The organism is Flagellimonas sp. (assembly GCF_965233845.1).
Lineage (GTDB): Bacteria > Bacteroidota > Bacteroidia > Flavobacteriales > Flavobacteriaceae > Flagellimonas.
Genome location: NZ_OZ247584.1, coordinates 1819765 through 1840927, shown reverse-complemented (window position 1 = coordinate 1840927; position 21163 = coordinate 1819765). Strand labels below are relative to the sequence as shown.

General features: G+C 41.3%; 25 protein-coding genes. 7 read left to right on the top strand and 18 right to left on the bottom strand.

Going from position 1 to position 21163, the window contains the following annotated elements; genetic code table 11:
* The first annotated feature begins 72 nt into the window (after positions 1–72).
* Complete coding sequence (locus tag ACO6S0_RS08020) at positions 73–936, top strand: sigma-70 family RNA polymerase sigma factor (protein ID WP_138832867.1); 864 nt, start codon at positions 73–75, stop codon at positions 934–936.
* 518 nt (positions 937–1454) lie between these two features.
* Here ACO6S0_RS08020 and ACO6S0_RS08015 read toward each other — a convergent pair.
* Positions 1455–1811 (bottom strand): hypothetical protein, encoded by a 357-nt coding sequence (locus ACO6S0_RS08015; RefSeq protein WP_422351462.1) that lies wholly within the window; start codon positions 1809–1811, stop codon positions 1455–1457.
* 8 nt (positions 1812–1819) lie between these two features.
* Positions 1820–2608: a hypothetical protein gene (locus tag ACO6S0_RS08010; RefSeq protein ID WP_422351461.1), complete on the bottom strand. Its 789-nt coding sequence runs from the start codon at positions 2606–2608 to the stop codon at positions 1820–1822.
* Positions 2609–2735: 127 nt separating this feature from the next.
* Between ACO6S0_RS08010 and ACO6S0_RS08005 the strand changes: the two genes are divergently transcribed.
* Positions 2736–4022, top strand: a complete 1287-nt coding sequence (locus ACO6S0_RS08005; protein ID WP_422351460.1) for a dipeptidase — start codon at positions 2736–2738, stop codon at positions 4020–4022.
* Here the strand turns inward: ACO6S0_RS08005 and ACO6S0_RS08000 are convergent.
* On the bottom strand, positions 4019–4435 hold the full coding sequence (locus ACO6S0_RS08000) for an acyl-CoA thioesterase (RefSeq protein WP_420399564.1): 417 nt from the start codon (positions 4433–4435) through the stop codon (positions 4019–4021). The two genes, ACO6S0_RS08005 and ACO6S0_RS08000, sit on opposite strands and share 4 nt — an antisense overlap.
* 185 nt (positions 4436–4620) lie before the next feature.
* Entirely contained in the window at positions 4621–5520 is a 900-nt protein-coding gene (locus ACO6S0_RS07995) for a DUF72 domain-containing protein (RefSeq protein ID WP_422351459.1), read from the bottom strand.
* 127 nt (positions 5521–5647) lie between these two features.
* Between ACO6S0_RS07995 and ACO6S0_RS07990 the strand changes: the two genes are divergently transcribed.
* Positions 5648–6055, top strand: coding sequence for a glyoxalase (locus ACO6S0_RS07990; protein ID WP_422351458.1), 408 nt, complete (start codon positions 5648–5650; stop codon positions 6053–6055).
* Here the strand turns inward: ACO6S0_RS07990 and ACO6S0_RS07985 are convergent.
* Positions 6047–6727 carry a DUF2461 domain-containing protein gene (locus ACO6S0_RS07985; RefSeq protein ID WP_422351457.1) on the bottom strand — a complete coding sequence of 227 codons (681 nt, stop codon included), beginning with the start codon at positions 6725–6727 and terminating at the stop codon, positions 6047–6049. The two genes, ACO6S0_RS07990 and ACO6S0_RS07985, sit on opposite strands and share 9 nt — an antisense overlap.
* A 93-nt stretch (positions 6728–6820) precedes the next feature.
* Between ACO6S0_RS07985 and epsC the strand changes: the two genes are divergently transcribed.
* Both epsC and cysM read left to right on the top strand, forming a co-directional pair.
* Positions 6821–7612, top strand: a complete 792-nt coding sequence (gene epsC, locus ACO6S0_RS07980; protein WP_422351456.1) for a serine O-acetyltransferase EpsC — start codon at positions 6821–6823, stop codon at positions 7610–7612.
* Positions 7605–8489: a cysteine synthase CysM gene (gene cysM, locus ACO6S0_RS07975; protein WP_422351455.1), complete on the top strand. Its 885-nt coding sequence runs from the start codon at positions 7605–7607 to the stop codon at positions 8487–8489. Before epsC ends, cysM begins: the two co-directional genes overlap by 8 nt.
* On the opposite strand, the gene ACO6S0_RS07970 is transcribed toward cysM, so the two are convergent.
* Together ACO6S0_RS07970 and ACO6S0_RS07965 are read right to left on the bottom strand one after the other, a co-directional pair.
* Complete coding sequence (locus tag ACO6S0_RS07970) at positions 8486–9226, bottom strand: alpha/beta hydrolase (RefSeq protein ID WP_422351454.1); 741 nt, start codon at positions 9224–9226, stop codon at positions 8486–8488. The two genes, cysM and ACO6S0_RS07970, sit on opposite strands and share 4 nt — an antisense overlap.
* A gap of 46 nt (positions 9227–9272) precedes the next feature.
* A complete protein-coding gene (locus ACO6S0_RS07965; RefSeq protein WP_422351453.1) occupies positions 9273–10121 on the bottom strand; it encodes an alpha/beta hydrolase in 849 nt (282 codons plus the stop codon).
* Positions 10122–10285: 164 nt separating this feature from the next.
* Between ACO6S0_RS07965 and ACO6S0_RS07960 the strand changes: the two genes are divergently transcribed.
* A complete protein-coding gene (locus ACO6S0_RS07960) occupies positions 10286–11503 on the top strand; it encodes a DUF418 domain-containing protein (RefSeq protein WP_422351452.1) in 1218 nt (405 codons plus the stop codon).
* 133 nt (positions 11504–11636) lie between these two features.
* On the top strand, positions 11637–12119 hold the full coding sequence (locus ACO6S0_RS07955; protein WP_420399555.1) for a hypothetical protein: 483 nt from the start codon (positions 11637–11639) through the stop codon (positions 12117–12119).
* A 4-nt stretch (positions 12120–12123) separates the two neighbouring features.
* Here the strand turns inward: ACO6S0_RS07955 and ACO6S0_RS07950 are convergent, their stop codons facing one another.
* The 11 genes from ACO6S0_RS07950 to hisC form a co-directional block, all read right to left on the bottom strand.
* Positions 12124–13596: a magnesium chelatase gene (locus ACO6S0_RS07950; RefSeq protein WP_422351451.1), complete on the bottom strand. Its 1473-nt coding sequence runs from the start codon at positions 13594–13596 to the stop codon at positions 12124–12126.
* A 9-nt stretch (positions 13597–13605) separates the two neighbouring features.
* Positions 13606–14757, bottom strand: a complete 1152-nt coding sequence (locus ACO6S0_RS07945; RefSeq protein ID WP_422351812.1) for a vWA domain-containing protein — start codon at positions 14755–14757, stop codon at positions 13606–13608.
* A gap of 69 nt (positions 14758–14826) precedes the next feature.
* Positions 14827–15426 (bottom strand): bifunctional phosphoribosyl-AMP cyclohydrolase/phosphoribosyl-ATP diphosphatase HisIE, encoded by a 600-nt coding sequence (hisIE, locus tag ACO6S0_RS07940; protein ID WP_422351450.1) that lies wholly within the window; start codon positions 15424–15426, stop codon positions 14827–14829.
* A 19-nt stretch (positions 15427–15445) separates the two neighbouring features.
* Entirely contained in the window at positions 15446–16201 is a 756-nt protein-coding gene (gene hisF / locus ACO6S0_RS07935; protein WP_422351449.1) for an imidazole glycerol phosphate synthase subunit HisF, read from the bottom strand.
* A 38-nt stretch (positions 16202–16239) separates the two neighbouring features.
* Entirely contained in the window at positions 16240–16518 is a 279-nt protein-coding gene (locus ACO6S0_RS07930; RefSeq protein WP_422351448.1) for a GIY-YIG nuclease family protein, read from the bottom strand.
* A gap of 53 nt (positions 16519–16571) precedes the next feature.
* Entirely contained in the window at positions 16572–17093 is a 522-nt protein-coding gene (locus ACO6S0_RS07925; protein WP_422351447.1) for a DinB family protein, read from the bottom strand.
* A complete protein-coding gene (locus ACO6S0_RS07920) occupies positions 17080–17865 on the bottom strand; it encodes a HisA/HisF-related TIM barrel protein (protein WP_422351446.1) in 786 nt (261 codons plus the stop codon). Before ACO6S0_RS07920 ends, ACO6S0_RS07925 begins: the two co-directional genes overlap by 14 nt.
* Before the next feature lie 2 nt (positions 17866–17867).
* Positions 17868–18284, bottom strand: coding sequence for a GNAT family N-acetyltransferase (locus tag ACO6S0_RS07915; RefSeq protein ID WP_422351445.1), 417 nt, complete (start codon positions 18282–18284; stop codon positions 17868–17870).
* A 1-nt stretch (position 18285) separates the two neighbouring features.
* Complete coding sequence (gene hisH / locus ACO6S0_RS07910) at positions 18286–18870, bottom strand: imidazole glycerol phosphate synthase subunit HisH (RefSeq protein ID WP_422351444.1); 585 nt, start codon at positions 18868–18870, stop codon at positions 18286–18288.
* 88 nt (positions 18871–18958) lie between these two features.
* Positions 18959–20095 carry a bifunctional histidinol-phosphatase/imidazoleglycerol-phosphate dehydratase HisB gene (hisB, locus tag ACO6S0_RS07905; protein ID WP_422351443.1) on the bottom strand — a complete coding sequence of 379 codons (1137 nt, stop codon included), beginning with the start codon at positions 20093–20095 and terminating at the stop codon, positions 18959–18961.
* Positions 20095–21144, bottom strand: a complete 1050-nt coding sequence (gene hisC, locus ACO6S0_RS07900) for a histidinol-phosphate transaminase (protein ID WP_422351442.1) — start codon at positions 21142–21144, stop codon at positions 20095–20097. Before hisC ends, hisB begins: the two co-directional genes overlap by 1 nt.
* Positions 21145–21163: the final 19 nt, after the last annotated feature.

Sequence of the window (21163 nt, the reverse complement as noted above, 5' to 3'; positions counted from 1 at the left end):
TTTGGCACTTGCAAAATTGTGTTATAAAGTGTATTATGAATGCTTAAATTCACTTCAATCCTAAACACACCCATGAGGCAGTTAAAAATCATAAAACAAGTAACCAATCGTGAATCAAAATCCCTTGACAAATATCTACAGGACATCAGTAAGATTGAGCTGATTACTGCTCAAGAAGAAGTGGAGTTGGCGCAAAGGATTCGTGAGGGTGATCAAGCTGCTTTGGAGAAGTTGACCAATGCCAATCTTCGGTTTGTGGTTTCTGTTGCCAAACAATATCAAAATCAGGGGTTGACCCTACCCGATTTGATCAATGAAGGGAATTTGGGATTGGTAAAAGCAGCACAACGGTTTGATGAGACCCGTGGATTCAAGTTTATCTCCTATGCCGTGTGGTGGATTCGGCAGTCCATTCTTCAGGCACTGGCCGAGCAGTCCCGTGTGGTACGACTTCCATTGAACAAGATTGGATCTATCAACAAGATCAAAAAGACTTTTTCCTATCTGGAACAGGCACATGAAAGGCCGCCTTCTGCCGAAGAAATTGCCAAGGAACTGGATATGACCGTTTCCGAGGTGAAGCAATCCTTAAAGAATACCGGAAGGCATGTGTCCATGGATGCGCCGTTGAAAGAAGGGGAAACTTCAAGCCTTTACGACGTTCTAAATTCATCTGAATCTCCAAAACCGGACAAGGATTTAATGCACCAGTCCCTCTATACTGAAATCAATAGGGCACTTGAGACTTTATCCCCTCGTGAAGCAGATGTTGTTCGGCTGTACTACGGTATTGGAGATCAGCAGTCCATGACCTTGGAGGAAATAGGGAGCACGTTTGACTTGACGAGGGAGCGCGTGCGTCAAATCAGGGAAAAGGCCATTCGGAAATTAAGACATACTTCCAAGAGCAAGATTTTGAAGTCTTATCTTGGTTGAGAACCAATGCTAGACCTAAAACGAAAAAGGGCTGCCGTATGGCAGCCCTTTTTTCATGCTTTATACCCAGGTCCAACTTATGGACGGCTCAATTGACTGATGTTAAAATCTGTCAGCATTTGGTTTAAATCTTGGATAAAACTCAAATAAGCGGTGTTTTCCTGGTTTTGATTTTTCATGAACTAAGGTTTTGGGGTGTTTGTTCTATAAATAATCCAACTCTGCGAGTTCGTTTAAGCTCAGTATTTCATTTAATTCTTGAAGAAATGCCAAATATTCTTCACCGTAGGTATCGTATAACATAATTATTAAGTGGTTTTTTGTTTGGGGTTATACTTATAACGTGAACTTAAGACAAAGATTATGAAAGGGCAATAATTTGTGGTAAAACAAGTGAATTTAGTTGTGAAGCCTGTTAACAGGTTTTCTGGATTATTGGATTATTGGACCTCAAAGGAAGGGAAATCAGTGGGAAAACAAAAATAATGGGACTTAACTAGCGTAATCCAAGTTCCAAACTACTCGGAATCCAGGATATCCAAAGGAACACCAAAGTCCATATCAAGGTCGGGGTCCACATCAGAGGGCTCTATATTGAATTCATCATAGATAAAGCACAGGTCCATGGGCAACCGCGCTTTTTCTGATGGATCGGCAATGCCCAATTTTTCCAAGAGCGCACACCTAATTTCAAAAGCTTTGCTGCTGATTTTATGATTATCGTGGGTTTCCAGTTCTTCCAGTAAGGCCAAATCTTTTTTGTCCCCAATCTCCAACATTTGGTCAATGAGCATCAGCTTACAGTCCACATCCGTGGCATGCTCCAATAAAGGATAGAAGACACTTTGGTGATATTCCGGAAGGTTTTTGACCATGTTGGTGTTTACATATTTCTGAGCACATCTATTTCAAAATCGACCAACTCTTCAACTTTTGGGTATTCTACCAAGAACTGTTGGTATAGGAAATTTAAGTATTTTATGTCATTATCTGTCTTGCAGACCGTACTCATTTGTTCGGTAATCTCCAGTAAACTAACAGTTTTCATCATTTTAAGACAGGCCTGGATCTTTTGACAGGCAAAATCCACACCTCGGAAATTTTCTGTTTGAAGATGCACTTTGATCTTCCCAATAAACTCCAGAACGTTCTGCTTGTAAATCCGAACAAGCTCCTCCAGAAGCTCCAATTGACCCATGCATTCCTCTAAGACCGGTTTTAAATTGACCTTTGATGTGGTCATAAAGGATTCGAGGTTTTTCTCAATCAGTTGTTGATTATCCTGCACTGAGGTATTGGATTGATTTAGGTCATCAGTTTTTAAGCGTTCCCCGACTTTATGCAATGCCCTTACAATCTCTCTTTGCCGTTGGTCCAAGTTGGTCTTGTCCAACAGGGCTATCAAGGTGAACAACTGTGTTACCGAATTGGCTTTGATAAAACTCTCGTCATTAAGCGAAGAAGCCGAAGGTTGGATCCCTACTTGCTCGTAGATCACATCCAACTGTTTCATTTCTGGAACCCCAAAGACTTTGTCTTCCAGTCCAGTTCTAAAAACATCGAAAGAACGTTTAAGCTTCCCTGCTTCTTCTGTTCCCAGTTCCTCATAAGAGAAGCTACTTAATCCAATTTCCAGTTTTTCCAAATACGTTAATAACTCCCTAGTTCCCAAACTATGTCAATTAATGGTTCTTATTAGGCTGAATATGTGTATTCTTTGCAAGGGCAACAACTAAATGTTCCATACCGCTTCCATTTTGTTGTCAAAATGCGTTATTTGTAGGTGTAAATTTTAGACCATGAGATATTTTCAAATTTTGTTCTGTTTTCCTTTATTATTTTCATGCGCGGAAAAGAAATCCGAAAAACCAGAAAGCTTGGAAGAAAAAGCCCAAAGAATCCATCAAAAAGTCATTACCATAGATACCCATGATGACATCAATGTGAAGAATTTCACGGACAGCATCAACTACACACAACGCCTGGAAACCCAAATAAACCTCCCCAAAATGGAGGAAGGCGGACTGGATGTTGCTTGGTTGATCGTATATACGGGACAGGATTCTTTGAATGCCGAAGGTTATGCAGCGGCCTCTGACAATGCCATTTCCAAATTTGAAGCTATCCATAGGCTTTGTGAGGTATATGCACCAGACAAAATAGAATTGGCGCTTTCCTCTGCGGATGTTAGACGAATTACGGCTACGAAGAAAAAAGTGGCTATGATTGGAGTGGAAAATGCATATCCCATTGGCGAGGATCTTTCCAAGTTTGAGGACTATCATAACCGTGGTGCAAGATACATTTCCTTATCCCATAATGGACATAGCCAGTTCTGTGATTCCAATACGGGTGAAGCGGATAATGAATGGCTACATAATGGTTTAAGCGATTTGGGTAAACAAGCTGTAAAAGAGATGAATAGATTGGGAATCATGATTGATATCTCTCATCCCTCCGCCGAATCGATGAAACAGATGGTCCAACTTTCAGAAGCACCCATTATAGCTTCCCATTCCTCTGCAAGGGCGTTATGCAATCACAGTAGGAATTTGAGTGACGAACAATTGCTGCTTCTCAAGGAAAATGGCGGGGTGGTCCAGACGGTTGCCTTTAGCTCCTACTTAAACACAGAAAAGCATGAAGCTCGAGCGGCCTATATGAAGGAAGTGAACCAAAAGATTGCAGATTCTCTTGGAATAAGTTGGTACGATAGATCTATGTTTTCTTCTTTGACCAAGGAACAGCAAAATGAGTTCATGGAGAATTATCCCAGAGTGTCAAAACTTGGGAATGAGGAAGCTGCCAAGGATCCCAACGCACCAGAAGCAGTAGGCGTTACCGATTTAGTGAATCATATAGACTATATGGTAAAACTTATAGGGATAGATCACGTGGGAATCAGCTCCGATTTTGACGGTGGCGGTGGAATTGCTGGATGGTCTGATGCTTCCGAAACTTTTAACGTAACATTGGAACTGGTCAAACGAGGATATTCCGAAGAGGATATTGCCAAGTTATGGGGCGAAAATTTGCTTCGGGTTTTGGATGAAGTTCAAAGTATAGCTGAGGCCAAGCAATCTTAAGCGTTTTCCAAAGCTTCTTTGTCTTTTTTGGCCAACCTGTCCTTAACGTACTCAATCTTGGTTTTACCGTGAGGAGTAGGATTTCCATTAGTATCAAGGTTTACCATGATTATGTTATCTACGGTAACAATGCTTTCATGGGTCATTTTGTTCCGTACCTCACAGTTCAATGAAATTGAAGTATGGCCAAATTTAGTGACTTCCATTCCTATTTCAACAATATCGCCTTCAACGGCCGTACTCATAAAATTAATTTCGGATATATATTTGGTCACCACCTTTTTACTTTCAAGTTGTATAATGCTATATAGTGCCGCTTCCTCATCTATCCATGCAAGTACTTTACCTCCGAACAGTGTTCCATTTGCATTAAGATCTTCAGGTTTTACCCATTTTCTGGTGTGAAATCTCATACTAAAAGGGATTTATTTGACTTGTTTTATAACAAAATTAGGTCAAAAAAGAGGTGCGCAATCCCAAAAAATTCCTAATGCCTATCGAATTACGAAATCAGAATATCTGAGGGGAGTAGATTTAGGAATTGGCAATTTTAACTTTCAATAATTGCCAAATAAAAACAAACTTTTTAGTCTTGAAACTAACCGAATAGACCTTTGTCCCTACTAATCAAAGTCTGTGGAATGGTCAAATTGGAATTCAGGTGGGCATTGAGTTTTTCAATAAAATGCGCGGACAACAAGGGAGATTCCCGTTCCAAATTTTGATGTACGAAAAAATGGATGTTGGTCAAACCTTTGTTCTTCCATTGCCCCAATCGCTGTACCCAATCCTCAAGCCTCAAATAATCCGATTCATGATTGGCCCCAACATATCGTATAAACGCTTCATTGTTGCTCAAGCGCATATGCATCATGTCCCTACGGCCAGCCGTATCCACCAAAACATTGGTAATATTGTTCTCTTTTAGTAGATGGTAAAGCTCCTGTGCTACCTTTTCATCCGTAAACCAATCGGTGTGTCTAAATTCCATGGCCAGAGGAAACTCTTTGGGCCAATATTCCACAAATTGCTGTACCCTATCCCAATTTTTGGGGCCAAAATTGTTGTGCATCTGCAGAAAAATAGTTCCCAGTTTTTCCTTCAACTGGGAAGTGACCGCCAAATACCTATCAGCAATCTCATATACCTTATCATTGAGCCTTCTTAAATGGCTAACTTCATTGGTCATTTTAGGAAAGAATTTGAACCCTTCCGGGGTTTTGTCATACCATTTTTGATATTGCTCTTCCGGAAAAATTCTATAGAAAGTTGCATTCAGCTCTATGCTATTGAATTGGGAAGCATAATAAACCAATTCATCCTTGGTTCCTCTGGGATAGAAATTCTTTAGGTCTTGCCTATTCCATTTGGCACAGCCCACATAAATTTTAGGAGCATCTTTGTTTGTGCCGTTGGACAGCACAACTTCTGTGTCGGGATGGTCTTCAGGGATAGTGAAATCAACTAGTTCTGGATGGTCTACTTTACCAAATTTCATTCTTATATGGATTACGGTGGAACGAAGTTATGAATAAAAAAATCCTGTTCATAACATCGTTAAAAACTATTGAGGCCACTAAAAATGCGAGGTTCCCGATTATGTAATTTTAATGAAACTTTCAACCATGGATTCAAGATCCGAACAACTTCTGGACATGCGTCCAGAGATTGGGCAAGGTACCTTCCACAATGATATGGGTTCCGATGAACGTTTTCAAAACCAAACTTTGCGCCCAATTATCAAGCTTCAAAACCGCTTGATCATCGAAGTTTTTAAGAACTATATTAGAAAGCACAAAGGTGCTTTTTACGAGTTAACGCTGGAAAAAAGAATGGAATTTATTGAAAATTCCATCCAGAAGGATATCAAATTCCGCAACTCGTTGAAGGGCATGATCATTGGTCACTTCACGGTTGATGAATACCAGCACTACATTCTAAACTCCTCTGCCCTGAACAAGCGCATGATGAATATGGTCATCAACAGATTGAAAGACCAAGTGCAATTGTTGGAAAACCAGGTCTTAGTCTAGCAGGGATTCCCCGTTAAGGTTGGTGGTAAGAATATCGCTCATTAAATCAAAATAAGGTCTAATCGCCTTAAAGGATTTATTTACCTCGTTGATGAAATTTTGGGACAGTACTTCTGTATCCGAAAAATTCCGCACAAAAATGAACTGTTTCTTCTTAATCAGGTCAATATTTGGATGCTCTTTGTCAAACCCTTTCGGCGCAGTTTTAACCCCTTCTCCCTGTAGTTCACCCCAAACCGATTTAAAGTTTTTCCCATTGATTACTTTTCGGAAATCCGAGGCATCCATTTCCAGTTCCTTTCGAATCCTGAAAAGGTCTTCCTTATTTGGAGCCCAAAAACCAGTGGCTACAAAGCTCCCTCCAGGTTTGATATGTAGGTAATATCCCCCTCTCAACCTTGCTCCCAAACGGGAAAAAGAACCCGCAAAGTGGGTTTTGTATGGCGTTTTATCCTTGGAAAAGCGAACATCTCGATAAATCCGGAACATTTTCATCTTTTCTATTTCATCATGGGTGTCCAACAATTCTTGAAGGTGCTGATAAAACGATTTTACATCAGCCTCATGTTTCTTAAAGGTTGATTTGTGCTCCGCAAACCACTCTTTATTATTGTTTTGAGCCAGGTCCTCTAGAAAATCAAATGCTTCTTTGGTAATTAAGGAATTATTCACAGTAGTGGTATCAGATGTTATTTTTAAGCTAAAGTTAGCCATTTCTGTTACACGTGGTGATCATTTGGCTATTTTTAAACTTTATTTAAAAGCATGGACAAGCAAAAAATCATTGAAGAATTGAATAGGCATAAAAAATTACCCTATTTAGACTATAGACTTAAAGAAGAAACTGAGAGTTTTACCAACCTTCTTTTTCATACGCTATTCGATGTAAACACCCCCGTTGCAGAAAATTTAGAGGTGCTCGAAAAACAATTCGGCAGACTTGTGGATTTAGCGTGCTGGGACTTGGAGCGACCATGCGTAAAAGTCTGGGACAACTATGTGCAAACCTTGCCCAGTATTTTGGAGAAACTGAATTTGGATGCCGAGGCCATTGTGAACGGAGATCCCGCTTCCCTTTCGCTTCAAGAAGTGTATATGGCCTATCCCGGATTTTATGCTATAGCTATTTATCGTTTGGCACATGAACTCTATCAGCAGGGGTTTCCCTTGGTTCCCAGATTGATGACAGAATATGCACATAGACAGACTGGTGTTGACATCAACCCGGGAGCCCAAATTGGCAAATCGTTCTTTATCGATCATGCCACTGGTGTGGTTATCGGTGAAACTGCCATAATTCACGACAATGTAAAAATCTATCAGGGAGTGACACTGGGAGCGCTTTATGTGGCCAAAAATCTTCAGAAAACAAAAAGACATCCCACGATCATGTCCAACGTGACCATATATGCCAATGCCACTATCCTAGGCGGCAACACGGTGATTGGTGAAAACTCCGTTATCGGCGGAAATGCGTGGTTAACAGCTTCTGTACCTCCAAACTCCACAGTTTTCCATACTTCGGAAGTTAAAATAAAGACGGTTACAGATGTCTAATCACATTTTAGACCTGATTGGGAATACCCCTCTTGTTGAGTCCAAGGTGTTGAACACCAATCCCAATATTAAGCTCCTTTTTAAATTGGAAGGTCAAAATCCGGGCGGAAGCGTAAAAGACAGACCAGCCCTTAATATGATCAGGAGCGGTATGGAGCGGGGTGAGATTACCCATTCGACCAAACTCATTGAGGCCACCAGTGGTAACACAGGTATTGCACTTGCCATGATTGCCGGAATATTTGGCTTGGATATTGAATTGGTAATGCCCGAAAATTCCACTAAAGAACGGGTGCAAACCATGAGAGCTTACGGAGCCAAGGTAACTTTGACACCCTCTGACATTGGTATTGAAGGCGCAAGGGATTATGCGGAAGCGAAGGTGCACAATGATGGTTATAAAATGCTCAACCAATTTGCCAACAACGACAACTGGATGGCTCATTATAAAACCACAGGGCCAGAAATTTGGAGGGACACCCAAGAAGGGATAACACATTTTGTATCCAGTATGGGAACCACTGGAACCATCATGGGAACTTCCACTTTTCTTAAGGAGCAGAATCCTGAAATCCATATTGTGGGCGTCCAACCTACGGATGAATCAAGAATTCCGGGTATCCGAAAATGGCCGGAGGAATACCTTCCTAAAATCTTCAATCCCCAAAAAGTGGATACGATAATGGAGGTCAGTCAAGAAGAAGCTGAGTCCATGGCCAAATTATTGGCCAAGGAAGAGGGGATATTTGCTGGTGTCAGTAGTGGCGGTGCGGCGGCAGTGGCACTTCGTCTGGCCAATACCCTGGAAACTGGCACCATTGTGTCCATTGTTTGCGACAGAGGAGATAGATATCTGTCCTCAGAACTGTTTGATTAGTCCTTCAATTCCAATTTTAATCCATTTTTATAGATTTCAAATCCATCCAAGTCGTTGTGCCGCCCTCCTGGAATAGTGTACATTTTCTTATCCGGGTTTGAAATAGAATTAAACAACTTCTTTCCCGATTCATAAGGCACTACCCTATCCTCAGTACCATGGAAAATACGGATGGGAGCTTCAACCGACTTTAAAAATTCAAAAGAAGGCAGTTTATACCGCATTATTTGACCAACAGGTAATATGGGAAACCTACCTTTGGCCACATCTACTAAGCTGTAATATGGAGTTTCCAAAATCAACTTTTTCGGGCTATTGTTGGACGCAAGGTGGGATGCAATACCAGTCCCAAGCGATCTTCCATACAATATGATTTGGCTTTCATCATAAATTCCTCTTACATGGTCGTAAAACAGTTGGGCATCCGCATACAGCAATTCTTCACTGCGTTCCCCAGAACTTTTGCCGTAACCTCGGTAATCCATTACCACTATTTCATATCCTAATGCTGTAAAGGCAGTCCCAATATTTCCCCATCTGGATAAATCACCTGCATTTCCATGAAAATATAGCACAAGTCCTTTGGGGTTGTCCACCATAAAATGAAGGGCATTCAATTGGGCACCGTCCGGTGTGTCCAAAAAAAGTTCCTCAAAAGGCTGATCAAAGGAATATTCATAATCATTGGGCAATTGGGTAGGTAAAAAAATCAGCTTTTCCTGAAATGTATAGAACATAATCGTGATTAAAATAAGTAGGGATAAAAGAACGAGAAGAACACGCTTAAGCTTTTGCATTGGCTTTTTTTGACGCATGTTTGACATGAAAACTGGAACCCTCCAAGTCCACTTTTTTGGGTTTTTGGGTTAAAATCTCGGTAAGCATCTTATGGTAAGACTCAAAATTGTTCAAATTTTTATGCCCTCCCCCTATCACCGTATGAAGTTTGGTCAACCCTGGTTTTATTTTGGATAGTTTGACCCCAGTTTTATAGGGAATAAGCTTATCATCCGTTCCGTGAATGATATGAATAGGGCAATTAACATACCGTAACCATTTATATGTGGGCATGGGAAACTTGATCAAAATGGAGAGGGGCATAAACGGAATGTACTTTTTGGCCACCTTGCTCAGACTGTAATAGGGTGCATCCAAAATCAGCATTCTTGGATTGTTCATGGAAGCCAATTTGGCTGCAAAACCAGAGCCCATGGAACGCCCATAAAGGATTATGTACTTTTCCGGCACCTTATCCTTGATTTTATTGTAGATCACCTGCATGTCCCTTTTTACGGCTTTTTGGGTCCTTCTGCCCGTACTTTTCCCAAATCCTCTGTAATCCACCATGATCACATCATAACCATGGCGTGTAAAATCCACCGCAAACTTGCCCCATCCCTTGATACTTTTAGAGTTGCCTTTAAGGTAAAAAACAACCCCCTTGGGGTTCTCGGTCTTAAAACGAAGACCATTGATGACAGCACCATCCCTAGTTTCAATATTATACTCGTCCGTTTCTTGGTTGTTGTAGTAAAATTGAAAATCCTCGGGTAGTTTTTCAGGCTTAAATAGAAAATAATCCTGTAAAAAATAGAGCAACACGCTGATCAGTGCGTATACCCCAAGGACCATACATAAAATTAAAACCCAGTTTTGCATGAATCAAAGCCTTTGACCCAAAATACAAAAAATAGCTTTGGCACTACCCTAGCAATTTATAAATCAAATATTTAACTTCAAGTGTAACATTTCGGGAAATTTGCAGTCCAATCAACATCATCAATCATCCAAACCTCATGAAAACCAACTCCAATAGCCTTCCACAAGAACGCATTCATATTGTGGATGCCCTTAGGGGATTTGCCCTTGCAGGCATAGTAATCGTCCATATGGTAGAAAACTATATTGGCGCACCTTCCCCGACCAGTTTTAACGAGGCGGTGCACCAAGGCCCCATGGACTATGTAGTTGACGGATTTATTGGGCTATTGCTGCGCGGAAAATTCTTTGCACTGTTCTCCTTTCTCTTCGGCCTTAGCTTTTTTATCCAAATGGATAAAGCACATCAAAAAGGCGAGAACTTTGCTGGGCGATTTCTCTGGCGATTGCTGCTACTATTAGGCATTGGCTATGTCCATAGCTTGTTTTATGCGGGGGATATCCTTACCATCTATGCCTTACTGGGAATCTTTCTGATTCCTTTCTATAAAATCAAGAATAATTGGATTCTGGGCTTCGTGGCCCTTCTTTTTCTTGGATTGGGCAGATATATCGTGTTTTTCTATACCCAAGGGCAAAATATGTTTGGAGTTATGGAAATGTCACCGGAAAGTGCCTCGGTACTTGATTACTATACCATTTTGAAGGACGGAAGTTTAAGCGATGTTTTTTCAGCAAACGCATTCAATAGCCATTTAAACAAAATGGACTTCCAATTTGGCATTTTTGGTCGCGGTTATGCCACTTTTGGCTATTTTCTTTTGGGACTGTACATCGGTAGGACAGGTTTCTTCAAAAAATATAAGGAACAGAAAAAGTTGGTGCAGCGAACCTGGATTTGGTCATTGGTACTTTTTTTAGTGTCTGGAGGACTCATGGCAGTGACTTTTGGCAGTATGGGAGCAAATGTAACCTTTGACAATTGGACAGCCATGTTGGGCTTAACCGCAATGGACCTGAACAATGTAGCCGTTACTTTTATACTCATCAGTGTTTTTGTTATTCTTTATAAAAGAACGAAGCCCCAAAAGTTCTTGGAAAAATTCATTCCCTACGGAAAAATGGCCTTGACCAATTACTGTGGGCAAAGTGTTATTGGGACATTTCTACTGTTTGGTTGGGGGTTAGGCTATATTGGAGAGCTGAGGAATCTCTATACCTTCGGAATTGCCCTCTTGGTCATTGCACTTCAAATGGTGTTGAGCAAATGGTGGCTCTCCAGGTTCAAATACGGGCCCTTGGAATGGCTTTGGAGAAGTGCCACTTTCTTCAAGTTTTTCCCAATAAAAAAGTAGCTTGCAAGATTTGTTCACAACATATTTACCGACTTACCCAACATTGCTGGCGGTTCATCGATTTGTTGGAAATAAAACGATTCGTTATCCCGTTCTTTGAGTAAAGAAAGAGGATCCCAAATCTCAAAACAGTATGAATCTACTAGATAACATCCTTACGTGGCGCAGAACCAACATTCTGATTTTCATTGTTTTGGTAATTCTTGCAGTGTCCAATTTTTATGGACTGTATACCAATAAGTTCTACTTTTTTAAGCTGGACAATTATATTTTTCCATTGCTTTCCATAGTACACTTTTTATACCTCTATGTGCTTTGGTTTAAGATTACCGAAGATGAATTGCCCGATCCAAAAATGAGAAATCTGGAATATATACTTTATGCCATCATGATTGTATATGCATTCAAGATTTATGATACTGCGGATATCCTCACTTCCTATTCAGAATTGCAGAGTTATGTAGTGCCATCCACCTTTAAGCCAATAGGCATCACCACCTTGGTTTTGTATTGCATATTACCTTTGCTAACCTTGTTTTCTTTCTGGCAACGAAAAAGGCATGTTGGCAGTTATAATTTTGAAAATTATAACGACAATTTGAACATCTGGATGTAGTCCGTTACAATCCGCGGATATAACTTCCGTACAAGTCCTTAAATTGATAACCTTGGGTAAAACGATGTTTGCTCAGCTTTTTGTGAGCTACCAATCCCCATAGCAACAATTCCTTCATAAAATAAGAATCTTCCTCGGCCATGGAGGGGTGATATTCCTCCAGAAGTGCATTTAGAGGAGAAATTGAGTCCAATTTATTTCGATATTCCTGGTCGTTGTCCTCATCCAGCAAATCAAACCCTTCCCCTTCAAAGAACCAATGAATCAGCTCATCATAGACCGTTTCCGTATCCTTGCGTTCCAACTTGGCAATTTTAGGGAAATACGAAGGAAATAGGGATTTGATGGCATCTTCAATAAGTGTCTCCGCGACAGAACCTGCTCCCTCCTGCTCTCCTTCGTAAACCAATTCAATCTTTCCAGTTATGGACGGGATTATCCCCATAAAATCCATAAGCCTCACCGTTGTTTTTTCTTCTTTAGATCGGGCGATTCTACGTTCAGCAGCACTCAACAAATTCTCAAAAGCTGTGATGCTCATTCGTGCACTTACTCCACTTTTGGTATCCACATATTCACTTTTCCGTGCTTCAAAACTGATTTGTTCCAGCACATCCAAAGCCAATTCAGGAACATGGATAACCTCCTTTTGTCGCTGATCCAATTGGGCTTCCTGTAGGGTAATTTTCTTGGCAATTTCCAAGTTTTCCGGATAGTGTGTTAGAATTTGCGACCCGATTCTGTCCTTCAGGGGGGTGACAATGCTACCCCTATTGGTATAGTCTTCTGGGTTAGCGGTAAAAACAAATTGAAGATCCAATGATAAACGAAGTTTAAATCCTCGAATTTGAATATCGCCTTCTTGCAAAATGTTGAACAATGCTACCTGAATTCTAGCTTGTAGATCGGGCAATTCGTTAATGACAAAAATACTTCGATTGGCACGGGGTATCATCCCAAAATGAATCACCCGATCATCGGCATAGGACAGTTTGAGATTGGCAGCCTTAATAGGGTCAATATCCCCAATTAAATCGGCTACAGTAACATCTGGCGTGGCCAGTTTTTCATAAAACCGTTCCTCTCGATGAATCCAGGCAATAGGGGTTTTATCCCCTTTTTCCTTGATCAACTCCAAAGCGTATCGTGAGATGGGCTCAAAGGGATCATCATTGATTTCGGAACCTTCCACTACTGGAATCCACTCGTCCAACAATTGAACCATCAAACGGGCCAAACGGGTTTTGGCTTGCCCCCTAAGTCCCAATAAATTGATGTTATGCCGGGATAAAATGGCACGTTCCAGCTCGGGAATCACCGAATTTTCATAACCCCAAACCCCATGGAAGGTTTCTTCGCCATTACTTATCTTATCTAGGAGATTATCCCGTAATTCATCTTTGATGCTCTTATATGTGTACCCTGCGGCCTTTAGTTCACCAAGGGTTCTGATGTTCTCATGTTTGAATTTTGACATGGTATCTTGCTATCCTTTTATTCTTTTTCTTCTATTTTGTTCGTAATCCTCAAAAATCATTTCACCCAACCCTTTTAAGCCTGTATAGAAGGCTTTACCCTTGTTCGCCTTGGTAAACTCCCTAACAAATTGCATTAAATAGGGATCCTCGGCAATCATGAAAGTGGTAATGGGAATATGGAGCTTACGTGCCTGTTGGGCCATATTGTAGCATTTCTCAACAATATAATCATCAAGTCCCACACTGTTTTTATAGTAATCCCCATTGGGCAGTCTTAAACAAGATGGTTTACCATCTGTGATCATAAAGATTTGCTTATTGGTATTCCGCTTTCTGCGGAGCATATCCATGGCCAACTGCAAACCAGCCACGGTGTTTGTGTGGTAAGGACCAACTTTCAGGTACGGGAGTTCTTTTATGGCAATGGGCCAGGCATCATTTCCAAAAACAAGAATGTCCAAGGTGTCCTTGGGGTATCTGGTGGTAATCAACTCCGCCAATGCCATGGCCACCTTTTTGGCCGGGGTAATGCGGTCCTCTCCGTATAAAATCATGCTGTGGGAGATATCAATCATCAACACCGTACTCATCTGGGCTTTGTACTGGGTATCCTCCACCACCAAATCTTCCTCGTTCAACAAAAAGTTGTCCAATCCGTGGTTAATTTGGGCATTTTTTAGGCTCTCGGTCATGGAAATATGTTCCAAGGCATCCCCAAAACGATATTCCCTAAATTCCCCTGTATGCTCATCTCCCCTGCCTGATTTCCCTGTTTTATGATTCCCGCTTCCACTGCGTTTCAGCTTACCAAAAATTTGATCTAAGGCTCTCTGTCGAAGCATGCGCTCCAACTTGGCGGTAATGGAGAGGCTTCCCCCACCATCTCCTTCTTCGCCCTCGCCCTGTTCGCCATTATCTTCGAATTCCTCTCGGATAAAACCCTTGGCTTTCAGGTCTTCAATAAAGTTGTCTATGGTATAATCATCATCGGTAAGCTCGTATTCCTTGTCCAATTCCCGAAGCCAATCCAAAGCTTCCTCCACATCACCGGAAGTATGCGTGATGAGTTCTTGAAAAATCTCAAAAAGTTTTTCAAATGGAGTTTGATGGGGTGCTTCGTAGGTAGTAAACCGAAATCCCTTTCTAGTATTCATAGCCATTACATAAAAATACGGTATTTCCATGTAATCCCTATGGCTTTAGAGAAACCTTAACGCATTTGTTTACCCCTACTTATGGCGTTTCTGGAGGGTGTGTACAATGTCATTTAACTGATAGCCTTTGGCTTGTAGGAGTATGAGATAATGGAATAGAAGGTCTGCACTTTCGTTCAAGAATAAATCGTCATCATTGTCTTTTGCCTCAATAACGGTTTCCACCGCTTCCTCACCCACCTTTTGCGCAATTTTATTGATTCCTTTTCGGAACAAAGAGGCCACATAGCTATCCGGATTTTCCTTGTTATCTCTTCTGGATGCAATGATTTCTTCCAATTGAGAAAGAAAACCAAAACGCTGCTCATTCGCTTCTCCCCAGCAAGTGTCTGTTCCCTTGTGGCAGGTGGGGCCAACAGGGTTAACCTGCACCAATAAAGTATCACGATCACAATCCAGTTTAACGCTTGCCAGTTCCAAGAAATTCCCGCTTTCTTCCCCTTTAGTCCAAAGCCTTTGTTTGGTACGACTAAAAAAAGCGACTTTATTTGTCCTTTGGGTTTTCTCTAGAGCCTCTTGATTCATATATCCCAACATCAGCACGTTTTTGGTCTTCTCATCCTGGATGATGGCTGGAATTAATCCATCTGGGTTTTTATTGAAGTCTATTTTCATTTGTAAGCAATTTATAGGGTTATAATCGAACGGGAATACCTTCTTCCCTAAGCTTGGATTTTAATTCTTTAATACTTATTTCCTTAAAGTGAAAGATACTGGCGGCCAAGGCTGCATCCGCTTTTCCTTCTGTAAACGTGTCCGTAAAATGGGAAATACTACCTGCACCTCCCGAGGCTATAACTGGGAGGTTAACCAATGTTGACAGTTGCGCCAAGGCTTCATTGGCAAAACCATTCTTGGTGCCGTCATGATCCATAGAAGTGAACAGGATTTCCCCTGCGCCGCGCTGCTCCACTTCTTTGGCCCATTGGAACAGGTCTATTTCCGTGGGTACCTTACCCCCAACCAAGTGGACTTTCCATTGACCATCAACCTGTTTTGCATCTATGGCCACCACTATACATTGGGATCCAAATTTGCTTACCAATTCATTGATCAACTCAGGCCTTTTAACCGCGGAAGAATTTATGGAAACCTTGTCCGCTCCATTTTTAAGCAGTGTATCCACATCTTCTACAGAGGAAATTCCACCACCTACGGTGAACGGAATATTTACTTTTTCACCCACATGATATACCAATTCGGCTAGCGTCTTTCTTTTCTCCTCTGTTGCTGAAATGTCCAAAAAAACCAGCTCGTCAGCGCCTTCTTGGGCATATATGGCGGCCAATTCAACAGGGTCTCCAGCGTCTCTAAGATCCACAAAGTTCACACCTTTTACGGTACGTCCGTCTTTGATGTCCAGGCAGGGAATGATTCGTTTTGTAAGCATATTTTTTCGTCACCCTGAACTTGTTTCAGGGTCTCACTTTAGTAATCCAAAGTCTTTAGCTTCGGATTTGTTTTTTTAATCAGGTTAATCTTCCATTCATGACGCCAATTTTTCAATTGCTTCTCACGTGCTATCGCTTGTTCAATGTCTGAGTAAGTTTCATAATAAATAAGTTCAACCAGGTTATATTTTTTGGTGAATTTTGAACCATTCCCCATCTGGTGCTCCACTACTCTTTTGGACAAATTAGAGGTGACACCGATATAAAATGTGGTTCTGTACTTATTTGTCATGATATACACATAACTGTTCTCCATTTTATGCGACCCTGAAACAAGTTCAGGGTGACGTACATTTTTATTTTATCCAATTAGCTGTCCTCATTCTTCACATTCAAATCCACCCCATCATAGAACCCCAAATCTGCATTGTTCAGGATTTTGGTCCATAATGCAATCTGTCCGGTATGGTATGAAAAGTGTTCCACCACATGAATGATGTTACCAACTCCTGAGAATTCAAATCCTTGAACCGAACGTTTCCGTATCAACTCACCCAATGGCACTTCTTGAAAGGCTTTTTTAGCCTGCTCAACGGTATCCAAAAGCTTATGGTACAATTCGGTTTTATTGTATCCCTCAAAAGCAGCGAATTCAGCATCCCTATCTCTATTGTCGTCCAAACCTTTCAAGGACGCTATACCGTATTGCGTGATGTTTCCGCATAAATGCAGGATCAAATTACCAATGCTATTGGTTGATGCATTGGGCTTTTTCCAAATCACCTCTTCTGAAAGTTTGTCCAGACATATTTTGACCATACGCAAGCTTTCATCTATACGATACATCGCATTTTGAATCACTTCATTTTGCAATTGATTAATTGACTCCATGTTCCAAAATGTATTTTTCCAGTTGTTTTAAACTGATTTTATTTTCATAAATAGCCTTGCCTATAATGGTTCCCTCACAGCCTAGGGCCGCCAATCTTGGAAGCTCTTCATAGGCCGAAATACCCCCGCTCGCAATCAGATGAATTCCAGGAACCTCAATATCCTCTACCCCACTACCACTGATTTTGGTCTCCACCTTTTTGGTTTTGTCCAAAATCTTTCGGTACAAATCAAAAGCGGGGCCTTCCAGCATGCCATCCTTGCTAATATCGGTACAGATGACGTATGCAATTCCCTTTTTCTGATAGGATTGAATAAAGGGTATCAAGGATTGGTCGGATTCTTCCTGCCAACCGGATACGGCCACCTTCTCATCCTTGGCATCGGCACCCAAAATAATTTTGGCCGAGCCGTATTGCTGCAACCAAGCTGTAAAGACTTCTTTGTCTTTGACCGCTATGCTCCCTCCTGTTATCTGGTTTGCCCCAGATTCAAAGGCAATATGTAAATCCTCATCCGACTTTAGCCCACCTCCAAAATCAATCTTTAAGCTGGTTTTTGATGCTATGCTTTCTAAAACCTTGTGATTGACAATGTGTTTGGATTTGGCACCGTCCAAGTCCACCAAATGCAAAAATTGAATGCCGTGATCTTCAAAAGCCTTGGCAACCTCCAGGGGATGCTCGTTATACACTTTTTTAGTGTCGTAATCACCTTTGGAGAGTCTAACACACTTTCCGTCAATGATATCTATAGCAGGAATAAGTCTCATTTTCAATTGTATTTTGCCTTGTCCATGGCCATCCACATATCCGAATTCCCAACTTTCTGGAATCCAAAGGCATCATAGAGCTTATGGGCATCCTTTGTCTTTAATGCTACTGTATGGACCTTGTTGATTTCTGGTTGATCTAGAATATACCGAATCAATTTTTTGCCCAATCCCCTACCTTGATAAGGCTCAAATATGATCACATCCATGATGTAAGCAAAAACTACCTTATCTGTGAGTACCCTGGCAAAACCAAGCTGGCCTTCTGTTTCCGAATACACTCCAAAACACATGGACTGTTCTATGGTAGTCTTGGTCATTTCCAGGGACCTATAACCTCCCCAATAAGAGGCCTTAATGGCTTGGTGTACCTTGTCAATGTCCAGTTGCTGCTTATCTGATGATATATAATAGGTCATATCAGATGGTTTCTAAAAAATTTTCCAAAATCAAACTCCCAACATCACTACTCTTCTCAGGGTGAAATTGCACGCCATAAAAATTATCCTTTTGCAATGCGGCACTATAGTTCAAAGCATATTCGCTTTTGGCGATGGTATCAGCTCCCAGCGGAGCATAAAAACTATGCACCAAATAAATGTGCGACTTTTCAGGGATTCCCTTAAATAGATCAGACCGCAGACCTTCAATCTGGTTCCATCCTATCTGTGGAACCTTAACCGAGTTTGGGAATCGGACCACATCCAAATCAAAAATACCCAATCCATCGGTGTTGCCTTCCTCGGAAGAATTACACATCAATTGCATGCCCAGACAAATTCCCAAAACGGGTTGTTTCAACTTTGGAATGATTTTATCCAATCCACTGGAACGCAATTTTTCCATAGCCGAACTGGCTTCTCCCACCCCAGGGAAAATGACCTTGTCCGCAGCTAGAATTTCATCTACCTCGTCCGTTAAAATGGCTTCATAGCCAAGGCGTCTTATAGCAAATTTTATGCTTTGGATATTTCCTGCTCCGTAATCAAGTATAACCAGTTTCATTTTTTCTCTCTCAACTTCTTAATGGTTTGACACTAATTTCTCGAATGGGTCGCGCGGATTATCCACTCAACCCCAACGAGAATCAGTTCTAAAGCATTCCCTTGGTTGACGGGAGCACCATTTTTTCGACATCTCTTTTCACTGCCATCTTTATTGCCTTGGCAAATGCTTTATAAATAGCCTCAATCTTGTGGTGTTCGTTGGTACCTTCCGCCTTAACATTCAGATTGGCCTTGGCTCCGTCCGTAAACGATTTAAAAAAGTGATGGAACATTTCTGTAGGCATATCCCCTACCATTTCGCGTTTAAACTCCGCTTCCCATATCAACCAATTGCGTCCTCCAAAGTCAATCGCAACTTGGGCAAGACAATCATCCATGGGCAGACAAAAACCGTAGCGTTCTATGCCCAGTTTGTTGCCCAAGACATCATAAAAGACTTCTCCTAGTGCAATCCCAGTATCTTCTATGGTATGGTGCTCGTCCACGTGCAGATCACCATCCACTTTGATATCCAAATCCATTTGACCATGACGTGCCAATTGATCCAACATATGGTCAAAAAAGGAAAGTCCTGTACTGATGTTACTTTTCCCGGTCCCGTCCAAGTTTAGTTTTATCTTAATGTCCGTTTCATTCGTCTTTCGGGATATTTCAGCTATTCGATTACGCAGCTTCAAGAACTCATAAATCTTCTCCCAATCATTGGTTTCCAAAGCGATAAAATCCTCAAGTTCTTCCTGCTTTACCGTAATTTCCGAAGTGCCCAACTGGGTATTGTCATTGATGAAAATTCCTCTGGCTCCCAGATTTTTGGCCAGCTCCACATCAGTCAGCCGATCCCCGATTACAAAGGAGTTTTCCAAGTCATAATCTTCAGTAAAATACTGGGTCAACATGGCCGTTCCAGGCTTTCTGGTATCGGCATTATCTTGGGGAAACGTGCGATCGATAAAGATTTCATCAAAGACCACTCCCTCATTTTCAAAAGATTTCAGGATAAAATTATGTACTGGCCAAAAGGTTTCCTCTGGAAACACTTCTGTCCCCAACCCATCTTGATTGGTGATCATCACGAGTTCATAGTCCAGTTCCTTGGCAATTTTACCCAAAAAAGTAAATGCCTTGGGATAGAATATCATTTTCTCAAAGGCATCAATCTGTTCATCCACAGTCTCTTTGATGATGGTTCCGTCCCGATCTATAAATAGCACTTTCTTTCCCATTATTGTAATTGTTTTAAGGTGGCTATCAACTTTTTATTTTCCTCCGGGGTACCCACGGTCAACCGAAGTGTATTATTGCACAAGGGTTGATTACTCCTGTTCCGCACCACTACCCTATTTTGAATAAGTTCATCATATCTTTTATTGGCATCATCCACTTTTACCAACAAAAAATTAGCGTCCGATGGGTATACCTTTTGTACAAAGTCCAATTCTTCCAGTGCCTTTTCGAGCGCATTCCGTTCCGTAAGAATCTGATGTACCTCCTTCGCAACAAGGGATGTATCCGAAACCCTAGCAAAGGCCTTTTCCTGGGTCAATTGATTGACATTGTAGGGAGGTTTGATTTTGTTCAGAATCGCAATAATTTCTTCCGAAGCGTAGCAGACCCCAAGTCTAATACCCGCCATACCATACGCCTTGGACAAGGTCTGGGTCACGATTAAATTGGGATATTGTTGAAGTTGCCCCAACCAACTTTTGGTTTTTGAAAAGTCGATATAGGCTTCATCAATAACCACAATTCCCTTAAAATTGTCAAGCAGTTCCCATATTGCTACCGAATCAAATGCATTTCCCGTTGGATTGTTGGGAGAACAAATAAATATCAGCTTGGTGCTATCGTCCACTATTCCCAATATTTGGTCAACTGCAGGTTGAAAATCAGCGGTCAGGAGTATTTCCCTATTTTCCACAGCGTTGATTCCGGCCAAGACCTTATACATTCCATAGGTAGGCGGTAGGGTTATGATGTTATCTTGGTTGGGCTCACAAAACGCCCTAAAAATTAAATCCAGGACTTCGTCACTACCATTCCCCAATAAGATACCTTGTTCTGAAACTCCTTTTTGATCAGACAACAAGGCTTTTAGACTTCTTTGGTGTGGATCTGGATATCTGTTGACCCCATTCTCGAACGGATTTTCATTGGCATCCAGAAACACCATGGCACTACCGTCAGATACATATTCATCCCGAGCGGAAGAATACGGTTTCAGTCCTTTTACGGATTCCCTTACCAAGTTTTCTATGTTAAACGTTTTAAGCATATTAATTTAGGTCTCGACT